Origin of the sequence: Pandoraea fibrosis (assembly GCF_000807775.2) — a bacterium.
Classification (GTDB): Bacteria; Pseudomonadota; Gammaproteobacteria; order Burkholderiales; family Burkholderiaceae; genus Pandoraea; species Pandoraea fibrosis.
Genome location: NZ_CP047385.1, coordinates 2,280,238 through 2,292,293, shown reverse-complemented (window position 1 = coordinate 2,292,293; position 12,056 = coordinate 2,280,238). Strand labels below are relative to the sequence as shown.

The 12,056-nt window shown below is 62.4% G+C and carries 10 protein-coding genes; 6 read left to right on the top strand and 4 right to left on the bottom strand.

Features of this window, described 5'->3' with window-relative positions; genetic code table 11:
* Positions 1-124 precede the first annotated feature (124 nt).
* A complete protein-coding gene (tcdA, locus tag PI93_RS10290; RefSeq protein WP_039372598.1) occupies positions 125-961 on the bottom strand; it encodes a tRNA cyclic N6-threonylcarbamoyladenosine(37) synthase TcdA in 837 nt (278 codons plus the stop codon).
* On the opposite strand from tcdA, the gene PI93_RS10285 reads away from it, so the two are divergent.
* From PI93_RS10285 to PI93_RS10270, 4 genes are all read left to right on the top strand, one after another.
* Positions 960-3,059, top strand: coding sequence for an AsmA family protein (locus PI93_RS10285; protein ID WP_236105606.1), 2,100 nt, complete (start codon positions 960-962; stop codon positions 3,057-3,059). The genes tcdA and PI93_RS10285 overlap by 2 nt on opposite strands.
* Positions 3,060-3,343: 284 nt before the next feature.
* A complete protein-coding gene (pdxH, locus tag PI93_RS10280) occupies positions 3,344-3,991 on the top strand; it encodes a pyridoxamine 5'-phosphate oxidase (protein ID WP_039372600.1) in 648 nt (215 codons plus the stop codon).
* 113 nt (positions 3,992-4,104) lie between these two features.
* Entirely contained in the window at positions 4,105-5,325 is a 1,221-nt protein-coding gene (locus tag PI93_RS10275) for an SAM-dependent methyltransferase (RefSeq protein WP_039372602.1), read from the top strand.
* Positions 5,322-6,455, top strand: coding sequence for a DUF72 domain-containing protein (locus tag PI93_RS10270; protein ID WP_039372605.1), 1,134 nt, complete (start codon positions 5,322-5,324; stop codon positions 6,453-6,455). The genes PI93_RS10275 and PI93_RS10270 overlap by 4 nt, the downstream gene beginning before the upstream one ends.
* 160 nt (positions 6,456-6,615) lie before the next feature.
* Here the strand turns inward: PI93_RS10270 and fabV are convergent, their stop codons facing one another.
* On the bottom strand, positions 6,616-7,809 hold the full coding sequence (gene fabV / locus PI93_RS10265; RefSeq protein ID WP_039372607.1) for an enoyl-ACP reductase FabV: 1,194 nt from the start codon (positions 7,807-7,809) through the stop codon (positions 6,616-6,618).
* A gap of 198 nt (positions 7,810-8,007) precedes the next feature.
* Complete coding sequence (locus tag PI93_RS10260; protein WP_039372840.1) at positions 8,008-9,546, bottom strand: MFS transporter; 1,539 nt, start codon at positions 9,544-9,546, stop codon at positions 8,008-8,010.
* 576 nt (positions 9,547-10,122) lie between these two features.
* Here PI93_RS10260 and PI93_RS10255 point away from each other — a divergent pair.
* Entirely contained in the window at positions 10,123-10,464 is a 342-nt protein-coding gene (locus tag PI93_RS10255) for a hypothetical protein (protein ID WP_039372610.1), read from the top strand.
* Positions 10,465-10,554: 90 nt separating this feature from the next.
* Positions 10,555-11,376 (top strand): hypothetical protein, encoded by an 822-nt coding sequence (locus PI93_RS10250; RefSeq protein WP_144400505.1) that lies wholly within the window; start codon positions 10,555-10,557, stop codon positions 11,374-11,376.
* A gap of 84 nt (positions 11,377-11,460) precedes the next feature.
* On the opposite strand, the gene msrA is transcribed toward PI93_RS10250, so the two are convergent.
* Positions 11,461-12,036, bottom strand: a complete 576-nt coding sequence (gene msrA / locus PI93_RS10245; RefSeq protein ID WP_224786282.1) for a peptide-methionine (S)-S-oxide reductase MsrA — start codon at positions 12,034-12,036, stop codon at positions 11,461-11,463.
* Positions 12,037-12,056: the final 20 nt, after the last annotated feature.

Here is a 12,056-nt window from a genome sequence, read left to right as displayed (position 1 = left end):
CACTCCCGGCCATTGTCATTTCAGATATCGAAACGTTGATCGAGACGTCGACCGCGATTGGTAACTTTTGGTTACAGACGTGGCGCGCATGCCTTGGTAAAACAGGGGCACGTCAGGTAGGCCATCAGGCGGCACGCTTCGTGATTTGCTTCAGAACGTGAGCAGCGGCTGCCATGCCGAATGTCGCTGTCACACACATGCTTGAGCCGAAACCGGCACAGTTCAGGCCCTGTGGCCCCGGAGCCGCATCGGCGCCGTCGCCCGGTGCACAGACCGCTTCCGGGTACTGCAAGGGCTCGTCCGAGTACACGGCGGGCACGTTGAACTTGGCTTTCGGCCCACGGACAAAACCATGTTGCTTGCGTAATTGCGCACGCACTTTCGCCAGCAGCGGGTCCTGGATCGTGCGGGCAAGATCGTCGATACGAATCCGTGTCGGATCGATCTGACCGCCCGCCCCGCCCACGGTGATCAGACGCTGCTTGTGCGCCACGCACCAGGCGATCAGCGCCGTCTTCACCCGCACGCTGTCGATGGCATCGACGAGCCAGTCGAAGCCGCCGCTCAACATGGCGTCGAGATTCTCCGGCGCCACGAAGTCTTCGACAAGCGTAAGCTGGCAAGCAGGATTGATGGCCACGATTCGCTCGGCCATCGCGGTAACTTTCGGTTTCCCGAAGTTGCCGTCCAGTGCATGCACCTGACGATTGGTATTGCTTTCGGCGACGTTATCGAGATCGATCAGCGTGAGTCGGCCCACGGCGCTGCGTGCCAGTGCTTCGGCGACCCACGAACCGACGCCGCCGATGCCGATGACGGCCACGTGGGCATCACGCAGGCGTGCGAGACCGTCATCACCATATAAGCGCGCGATGCCGCCAAAACGGCGGTTCGCGTCAAAATCTTCCTCCGATGGCGTGACAGGCACCGGAGCAACAACGATCGACGGGGTACTGTTCATGATGCGATGGGTAACGTCCTTGAAATGGCTGGCGATCACGATAGTCGCCATCGTGCTGGCATTCGCGGCGTTCATCACGTGGTTTGACTGGAACTACGCCCGGCCCTTTATCAACCGGGAAGTGAGCACCGCGACCGGTCGCCCGTTCGAAATCCGGGGCGACCTTTCGCTGCACTGGCTGGCGCCGAACGCACAGGCCCCAGGACTGGGGCGCTGGCTGCCGCGGCCTCGCCTGATCGCGAATGATATCGTGTTAGGCAACGTTGCGTGGAGTCAGGAGCCGAACATGATCACGCTCGGACGGCTCACGTTCTCGCTCGAATGGCTGCCGCTGCTCGACAAACATGTGGTGCTGCCCGAAGTGGCCTTGTCCGCGCCCAAGGTCATCGTGGAGCAACGGGCCGACGGACAGAACAACTGGACTTTCACGAAGGGCGACGGCAAACCGTCTCCGTGGAAACTGCGCATCGGCCGTCTGATTCTCGAAGACGGCGTGGTACGCGCCAACCTCGTTCCCCAGCAACTCGACCTCACCGCGAACATCGCCACCATCGACGGGCAGGCCCCTTACGGCATCGGCGTGTCGCTCAAGGGCACCTTCCGAAAAGTCGCCGTCACGGGCAAGGCGCGCGGGGGCGACGTTCTCTCGCTTGAAGACGCTGGCGACCCCTACCCGCTCGACGCCAGCGTGCGCATCGGCCGCACCCAGATCGCCGCGAACGGAACGTTCACCAACCCGGCCACGCTCTCGGCGCTGGACATGCACCTGCGGCTGTCCGGCCCGACGATGGCCGACCTCTACCCGATCACAGGCGTGCTGTTGCCGGAAACCCCTGCCTACGAGACCAACGGGCACCTGCTGCACACTGCGGGCGTATGGCGCTATGAGCGTTTCCAGGGCAAGGTCGGCCAGAGCGATCTGTCGGGCACGCTCGTGTTCCGTCAACGCGAGCCGCGCAACGTCCTGCAAGGCGCCGTCGTATCGAACCAGTTGCGGCTGGTCGACCTCGGGCCGGTCGTGGGCGGACAGAATCCGTCGGGCGGCAGCGACCTGACGGGCAAGCCCAAAGCGCCGCCCTCCGACAAGGTCCTGCCGGTCGATCCCTTCAAGACCGATCGCTGGCGTGCGATCGACGCCGACGTGCAATTCACCGGCCGCAAGATCATCAAGGACAAGAGCCTGCCGATCGACAATCTCGTCACGCACATCGTGCTTGACGACGGCGTCCTCTCGCTCAGGCCGCTGGAATTCGGCGTGGCCGGGGGACGCATCACCTCGACGCTGGTGCTCAACGGACAGAGCGAACCGATGAAGGTGGATTCGCAGGTGTCGCTGCGTCATCTGCAAATGAAGCAGTTGCTGCCCGATGTCGATCTGATGAAGACGAGCGTCGGCGAAGTGAACGGCGACGCCGCATTGACCGCGACCGGCAATTCGATTGCCGCGTTGGCCGGCTCGTCGAACGGCGAGATCAAGACGCTGATCGACCGCGGCTCGATGAGCAAATTGTTGCTGCAATACCTTGGGCTCAACGTGGGGAACATCGTGCTCACCAAGCTCTTCGGCGACAAGCAGATCGAGATGCGTTGTGCGGCGGCGGACTTCGCGGTGCGAGACGGCTTGATGGACGCCCGCACGTTCGTGATCGACACCGACGACACGAGCATCGGCGTGACCGGTCAGGTCGACCTCAAGCGCGAGCACTTCAATCTGACGATCCGGCCGGAACCGAAGCATTTCGGTCTGCTGTCGTTGCGCTCGCCGCTGTACGTGCGCGGCACGTTCAAACATCCGGACGTGGGCGTCAACGTGCCGACGCTGGTGGCACGCGCGGGCGGCGCCATCGCGCTGGGCGTACTCGCCCCCTACACCGCCCTCGTGCCGTTGCTTGAACTCGGCCCCGGCAAGGACAGCCCGTGCGGCGAGTTGCTCGCCAACCTGCAGCATCCGGCGAGCCGGAACCCGTCCAAGGTCAAACCGGTGCCCGATGCCAACGGCACCGGCGGCGCCAGAACGAACTCGCAACGACGCCCGTCCGGCAACCCGCCGCCAGCGGCAACGACGCCGACTTTCGGGTCTGGCCGGGAGGCGCCGTGAATTCCTGATGGTCTCGGGCATGTTTCGTTCCGTCGAAGCAATGCCCATGCCAGGCTCAGGGATTTGTCGCCCCACGTCGCACGATTTCGGGACCGGCGACGCCTGGCCGGCAAAACTACTTCACTCCTTAAATATCAAGCACATGGCGCGAGATGCCCGCATCACGGGGCTCCCGAAGGATCGCTGCGCTGCGCTATGCGACAAATCGACACGCGCGCACACTCGCCGACTCTTCGCTATACTGTGTCGCAACCCCCAACCGCAACAGACTGATATCGATCGTCGTGACTCAGACGCTTTCTCTCGCGGATCTGCGCAAAAACTACGCCCTCGGCTCCCTTTCAGAGACCGACGTGGCGTCCAGCCCGTTCGATCAATTCCGACTTTGGTTTGAGCAAGCGCTCGCCGCCCAACTGGCCGAGCCGAACGCCATGACGCTCGCCACGGTCACGCCGGATGGCCGGCCGGACGCGCGCATCGTGCTCATCAAAGGCGCGGACGAAAGCGGGTTCACATTCTTCACGAATTACGAGTCGCGCAAAGGCCAGGAACTGGCCGCCACGCCCTATGGCTGTCTGCTGTTCCACTGGATCGAACTCGAGCGTCAGGTGCGCATCGAGGGTCGTGTCGACAAGGTGAGCGAAGCCGAGAGCGACGCTTATTACCACTCGCGCCCGGTGGGCTCCCGTCTGGGTGCCTGGGCCTCGGTGCAAAGCGCCGAAGTGGCCGATCGCAGCATCATCGAGCAACGCGAAGCGGATTTCCGGCGCCAGTTCGGCGACGCTCCGCCGCGCCCGCCGCACTGGGGTGGCTACCGGCTGGTGCCGGAGACCATCGAGTTCTGGCAGGGCCGCGAATCGCGCCTGCACGATCGCATCAAGTATTTCCGGCTTGCCGACGGGTCGTGGCGCGTGGCGCGCCTGTCCCCCTAAACGTTGTGTCGGCTACGCCGACGCGGTACGCCTGCCCGCCCGTTTTGACGAGGAGACGTCACCGTGCCTGCGGTACGGATTGAAGTTTTTTTGGTGACACTTGGAGCATATCCATGTTGTGGGAGAAAAAACTCGAAAACTGGGTCAGCGGCGTCAAGACGTCTTCGAATCTGCCGATCCGGCTCGCGCTTTGGAATGGACAGCACTATGATTTCGGTGCCTTCGACAACCCCAGCGTAACGTTGCGCATCAACGGCCCTGCGGCCATGACGCGTCTGCTGAGTCCGAGCCTCGACAATCTCGGAGAGGCTTACGTGAAGGGCGAAATCGACGTCGAGGGCAAGCTCGCCGACGTCATCGACATGAGCTACGCGCTCGCCGGTAGCAGTCTCTCGACTATCGGTCCGCTGGAGCGGGCGGTACGCCACTTCAATCACAGCAAGAAGTCCGACAAACGCTCGATCGAATTTCACTACGACGTGTCGAACGAGTTCTACCAGCTCTGGCTGGACAAGAACATGGTCTATTCGTGTGCCTACTTTGAAAACGGCGACGAAGACCTCGACACGGCGCAGGAGAAAAAGATCGATCACATCCTCACCAAGATCCAGTTGCAGCCCGGGCAGACCCTGCTCGATATCGGTTGCGGCTGGGGCGCACTGGTGATTCGCGCTGCGCAGAAATTCGGTGCGAAGTGTGTCGGCGTCACGCTCTCTCAGAACCAGTTCGATCTCGCCACCCAGCGAGTGAAGGCACTCGGCCTCGAGAACCAGATCGAAATCCGTATTCAGGATTATCGCGACGTGACAGGTGAGTTCGACCGCATCACGAGCGTGGGGATGTTCGAGCATGTGGGGCGCAAGAACCTGAAGGACTACTTCGCCAAGATCGCGTCGCTGCTCAAGGACGACGGCGTCGCCATGAACCACGGCATCACATCGACCGATCCGGATAGCGGCGAGACGGCGATGGGGGGCGGCGAGTTCATCGACAAGTACGTGTTCCCCAACGGCGAGTTGCCGCACATCAGCCTGGCACTGGAATCGATGCAGCGCGGCGGGCTCGAGGCGAGCGACGTGGAGAGTCTGCGCCGTCACTACGCCCGCACGCTCACGCTCTGGTCCGAACGCTTCGAAGCGCACGCTCCCACGCTGCGCCAGTTGGCCGGCGAAGAGCGCTTCCGTGTCTGGCGCGTGTATCTTGCGGGTTGCGCGTATGCGTTCGAGCACGATCACGTCTCGATCTATCAAATCGTTTGCCGCAAGGCGGGCCTGCCGGCCACGCGTCTGCCCTGGTCACGCCGTTACATGTACGACAACCACGAGAGTCGATGAGCCAGTTCGATCTGTTTGGCACGCCGCCTGACGATCCCCCGACAGGTGGACATGCCAGGCAGGTCGATGGCAACGCCCCCGCAACGGATAGCACCGAACCTCGCCAAGGCGCAGCGCGTCGTGGCGGCGTCGGTGCTGCCGACATTCCCCCCGACATGCAGACGTTGGGCCACCGGTTGCCCGGCCACATTCGACTGGGCACCTCGTCGTGGTCGTTCCCCGGGTGGAAGGGCATCGTCTGGGACGACGACTACAGCGACACCAAGCTCTCCCGTCAGGGACTCACGGCTTACGCCCGTCACCCGGTGCTGCGTTGCGTCGGCATCGACCGGTCGTTCTACAAGCCGATGTCGATCGTCGAGTATCAGAAATATGCGCAACAGGTGCCAGATGACTTCCGCTTTCTCGTCAAGGCGCCGAGTGTCGTGACCGATGCCGTCGTTCGTGGCGAAAAAGGCGAAGGACTGAGCGCGAACCCCTGTTTCCTCGATGCGCGCATTGCCACCGAGCAATTCGTCGCGCCCTGTCTGGCCGGACTCGGATCGAAAGCAGGCGTATTAGTGTTTCAGGTGTCGCCATTGCCTGTTGAGTTGCTGCGCGACATTCCTGCGTTGATCCAACGCCTCGAAGCGTTTTTTGCTGCGCTGCCGCCTCTGCCGCAGGGGGCGACATTGCCCGACGGCAATGCCGCCCCCGGGCCTTGTTACGCACTGGAAATTCGCGATGGCGCGCTGCTTACGCCACGTCTCATGCGAGCATTGGGACAGTTGGGCGTGCGCTATTGCATTGGCTTGCACGCTCGCATGCCTCATGTGGAACGTCAGGCGGCAGCGCTCGCCATGCTCGACGAAGCGGGCGCAGGCCCACTCGTCGTGCGTTGGAATCTGAACAGCGCGCACCGCTACGAGCAAGCCAAAGCGAAGTACGCGCCGTTCGACAAGATCGTCGATCCCGATCCGACAACGCGCGACGTACTCGCCGCCCTCGCCACGCACTACGCGATGGCCGGGCATCCGGTCTACGTGATCATCAACAACAAAGCCGAAGGCTCGTCACCGCTGTCGTGCAGCGCGCTGGCCGAACGCATCACCGAACTCTCCGAGGCACCGCCTGCTGCGAGTGCGGATTAAGTCGACGGAAACCGACTAACGCCGATTTCGCGGCCATCTGCCCCCTCCGGCATGCGCTGAAACGACGAAGGCCTGAGCCGGCTTTCGCCGGACTCAGGCCTTCGCCATCGCACTACGTCTCGCTAAGTCTCACTACGCCCGTGCGGGGCGTGCTGATGGCTTACGCCACGAGGTGCGGAATCGGCACGTCCGGATTCACGTCGGCCTCGTAATCGACACCGTCGATCTCGAAGCCGAACAGACGCAGGAACTCGTGCTTGTAGCCCACGAAATCCGTCAACTCGTACAGGTTCTCGTCCGTCACCTTATCCCACAGCGCCGAGACTTCCGCCTGCACATCCGCCGAGAGTTCCTTCTGGTCGGTGCGCACACGGCCTTCGTCGTCGAGGCGCGGCGTAGCGCTGTACAGACTGTCCTTGTACAGACCATAGATCTGCTCGATACAGCCTTCGTGCGTGCCCTTGGCCTTCATGACCTTGAACAGCAGCGAGAGGTAGAGCGGCATCATCGGAATGGCCGAGCTGGCCTGCGTGACCAGCGCCTTGAGCACGGCCACGCGGGCATCGCCCCCGTTCGCGGCGAGCTTGGCGCGAATATCCAGCACCTTCTCGTCGAGGTCCTTCTTGGCGGCGCCAATGGAACCGTTCCAGTAGATGTCGTGCGTGATCTTCTCGCCGAGATAGGTGAATGCTGTCGTCTTGGCCCCCGGCGCGAGCACGCCGGCTTCGGCAAGCGCGTCGATCCACATCTGCCAGTCTTCGCCACCCATGACGGCCACGGTGTTATCGATTTCTTCCTGCGACGCCGGCTCGAACACCGACGCCTTGACGACTTCCTTGTCCGTATCGATGCCGCGCAGCGTCACCGACTTGCCGATCGGCTTGAGCACCGAACTGAACACCTGCCCCGTTTCCGGATGCGTGCGGCGCGGCGCGGCCAGGCTGTATACGACCAGATCGACCTGACCAAGATCGTTCTTGATCGTCTCGATGGTCTTGGCCTTGATCTCCTTGGAGAACGCGTCGCCGTTGATGCTCTTCGCGTACAGGCCCTTCTCGGTAGCGAATTTGTCGAAGGCAGCGGTGTTGTACCAACCCGGCGTTCCCGGCTTGGTCTCGCTGCCCGCGCGCTCGAAAAACACACCCAGCGTTGCCGCGTCGGCACCGAAGGCGGCGGTAATGCGCGCGGCCAGGCCATAGCCGGTCGACGCGCCGATCACGAGCACCTTCTTCGGGCCGTTCGCGATCGGGCCTTGTGCCTTCACATATTCGATTTGTTGCTTGACGTTGGCTTCGCAGCCGACGGGGTGGGTGGTGACGCAGATGAAGCCGCGCACGCGTGGCTTGATGATCATGGAAACCTCGTTCACAAAATTCGTTGATGCCGGCTCACCCGGCAAACACCGCGCATTGTAAACGAGGTCGGACCCGGCCCGGCATTTTGACGGGCGTTGGCTTGCCCTGTGCTGCGGTTTTGCGCCAGTTGGCATCGCCCGTTAGGACAACACCGGGCCGCTTTCGCGCTGATTCCAACTGATTCAACTGATCCCCACTTATTCCGGCGCGGCGACCGCCGAACGGTCGATATGCTTGGGAAACTGGATCTGCCGAATGCGGCGCACCAGCACGGCAGCAATGATCGCCGCAATGCCCGTCAGCAACACCCCGGCGTGCACAGCGTTCACGAGCGTCTGGCGAGCGGTTTCCACCAACGGCGCACCGTCGATGCCCATGGCGCGCAGGTCCATCAGCAAATCGGCACGCAGGGCCGGATCGATCAGGATGCGCGGATCGAGCGCCCGTGCGACCGCGTGGGCCGCCGGGGTGCCGTCGTAACCCGACACGGCACCGGCCACGCCGTTGGCGTACCAGTGATTGACCAGCGTGCCCACGATGGTCGTGCCCAGCATGCCGCCGACCATCCGCGTCGACTGCAACAGCGCGGTGGTAATGCCGAAACGCTCGCGCCCCGCGATTTCCTGTCCGAACACGTTCATGTTGTTCAGGATGAAACCAATGCCGATGCCCGCACAGGCCATCATCAATGCCAGCAGGCCGTGCGACGTATCCCGATGCGCCAGCCCCACGCCCGCCGACGCCACCGCGAGCAGACAAAACCCTAGGATCAGCATGTTGGTGGGCCGCGAGAGGCGCACCACGATTGGCGTATTGATGAAGCTGCCCAGCGCGATACATGCCGCAATGGGCGTCGCGATCAGGCCTGCGCCCTGCGGACTCAGGCCGAATCCGCCCTGCAACAGCAGCGGCGCAAAGAAAATCAGCGAATACATCACAAAACCGATCAGCACCGACAGCGTGAAGAGCACGATGAGTTGCGGGTGCCGGAACATATCGAGCGGCACGATCGGGTGCGTGGCCCGGCGCTCGGTGCGCAGCAACGCCCAGAAGCCGAACACGACGGCAGCGATCAGCAGCAGATTCCCGAGCGAAGCGCCATGCGCCGGCACGTTTTCGATAAACACCTGAAAGCCACCGAGCACGATCGCGATCCACGCCGCGCCGCGCCAGTCCACCCGAACTTCGCCCCGATGCGCCGGCGGGAATTTCGGCAGGTATCGCCATACGAAGTACAACGCCGCCAGACCGACCGGCAGGTTCACGAAGAACGTCGAACGCCAGCCGAAATGCTCGGAGAGCAGCCCGCCCAGCGACGGCCCGGCGGCCGTGCCAATGCCGTAAGCCGTGGTAATCACGACCTGCCAGCGCACGCGTGAGCGGGCGTCGGGGAACAGGTCCGGCACCGAAGCAAAGGCCGTACCGACCATCATGCCGCCGCCGATCCCCTGCAACCCGCGTGCAAACACGAGGAACGGCATGTTGGGGGCCAGCCCGCACAGCAGCGAGGCGATGGTGAAGGTCAGTACCGAAGCGATCACGAACTGCCGTCGGCCGAAATAGTCCCCTAGCCGGCCGAATACCGGCACGGTGACCACGGAGGCCAACAGGTAAATGCTCGCAATCCAGGCGTAATACTCGAACCCTTTGAGTTCGGCGACGATGGACGGGAGTGCTGTACTGACAACGGTCTGGTCGAGAGCGACCAGCATATTGACGAGCGCGATGCCGATCATGGCCATCAACGCATCGCGGAAAGGCAGGGGGCGCACGGCGGACTACCTGAAGACTTCATGGAGGGAAGCCGGTATTTTATGCGAAAAATAATGAATATATGAACATTCAGGTGCCATGCGGGTTTCCGGACCGATTCGCCTGGACGGCCTTGGCGTCTGGTCTTCTGCCCTCGCGAGCTCTCATGTCAGGCCCCCCGTGAGGGAATTTCAACGGCCGTCGGCACCACGTTCACCCTGGGGGCGACCCGCTTTGGGCGCCGGTAGCCCCGGAATCGGGTGTTGTCCGATACCCCTTTCAGACGCTCCTTCATCCCGGAAGTCGGCACACCGGGCATCATCGATATCGTTGACCGGACACCGAACGATGCCGCGCAAAGGACTTAGATTGCGTCGGGCTTCAGCGCGTGCGGCCGGCACCCATATGACGTGGCAACGTCGCTGGACGCCGCGCGCTTCGACGGTGCGATGCAAATTCGGCAGCGCACCGGTCGTTTCCGAAATCCGTGCCTTGACAACGGCCGCACTATCGCTCGACGCCTCAGGAAGCGTCGTCGTCACTTCTCAGGAGAAACGACCATGAAAAATCGACCTGTGCGCGAAGACTATCGGCGTTGGCTGGAAGCGCAAGGCGTCGCAGCGTCGGACGGCGAATCGCACTCGACCGGCGGCGTTCCGACGCTGCCGTCAGTGCTGCCATTTGCCGGTTATGTGGTCTGGTTTCATGTGAGTCTGACGTATCTCGACATTCGCTTCGATCACCACCGTTTCGAGATCGTGACGCAGCGGGTGCCGAGTGCAGCCGAAGCCTTCTTCTTCGACAGCCTAGACGCCGCCTACGGGCATGCCGTCTTTGTCGACGAACCCTGTCTGATCCTGTATGCGGCGAGCGGTGGGGCGCCTGCCCTTGTTGTGGGTTGATGCCGATAGCCACGTAGAACATGCAATCCACTCTCAGTCGCTTTACCCAATGCCCCCTCCCGCGTCCCTCACCCTAACGGAGCACCAACAATGCCGCCACTCGCCTTGGTAATTTCGTCCGTACTATCAAACGCCGGTTCCTATGCGATTGACGCTCGCGCGAATCGCCACGAAATCGCCATCGACATGGAAAGGATCGAGAACCGGCCTCACGCAAGGAGCCCTGCTTCGACAACGTCGGAGCGGCTCTACGCTCGCTTGGGCCGCGCGGCCTTCACGTGCCGCGTCATACCAGTGAGAGACTACTTCGATAATGTGCTCGCGGAGCTGATCACGCCGCACAACGCGTGTGGAACCGGGCGATACACCAGCAACGCCGAGCTGCGCAAGGCGCTTGGTGAGCTTCTAACGTTTCACCCGGAAGGCACCGAAGTCTCGGTCGAGGCGCGAGTCAAGGAAATGGGGCTGCCATCGCTCCTTCGCGACGATCCCGCTTACTTGCCCGGAACACTGACGGCATTGAGCTACGACGTCGGCGCGCACAGCGTCGAAATCGGACGGTTCGCGTTTCCGGAGCTTGACGAAGGGAAAGAGGACGCGTTGCTGTTCGCCGGCGAGAGCGAACTGGCATTTCTTCATGAAGGGAATCCGCATGCGCCTCTCATCAGAGAAGCGCATGCGGCAATCCTCGGATTCCATTACCGAGCAGCGGGAGTGCGGGGACACACTACACTCCCCCCCGCCGGCAACACGCTCGCGGCAAAGGACGACACCACCCTTGCCGATTTCACCGCGCAATTGGCCCGATGCCGTCAGCGTTCCGATCTGGGTCGTTCACCGCGGGCGAGCGGCCCGTACCGCCACCACGATCCGCTCGACCTGATGCAAAGCGGTCCGTGTGTGATTCTGTAACCCAACGCCAGGCTGAACCGCGCCGCCCCGCGTCGTCGCAAGAGGCTCGACGTGTCGGGGACGGCGGTGAGGGACTTGGTTAGGTTAAGCCGCCGACTTGAGACGGCGCGCAAACTTCTCGCGGAATTTCTTGAGTTTCGGGGCGACTACATAAGCGCAGTAACCCTGATCGGGATGCTGACGGAAGTAGTTCTGGTGATACGCCTCGGCCGGCCAGAACGTCTGCGTCGGGACCACTTGCGTGACGATCGGTGCGGGGTAAGTCATCTCGGCCATCAGTTCGGCGATGAGATGCTCGGCGATCTCCTTCTGCTTCTCATCCTGATAGAAGATCGCAGAGCGGTATTGCGTGCCAACGTCGTTGCCCTGACGGTTGACGGTCGTCGGATCGTGAATCTGGAAAAACACGATCAGCAATTCTTCGAACGAGACAACCTCCGGGTCGTAGGTCAACCGCACCACTTCCGCGTGACCGGTTTCGCCCTCACAGACCTGCTCGTAGGTCGGGTTGTCGACACGGCCGCCTTCATAACCCGAGACGACGGACTTGACGCCGTCCAACTGCTGATAGCAAGCCTCGAGACACCAAAAACAGCCACCCGCCAGCGTGGCAACTTCGGTACGGGTATCGCTCGGGGAGTTCGTCTGCTCTGTCATCATGACCTCGCTTGTCGACAACG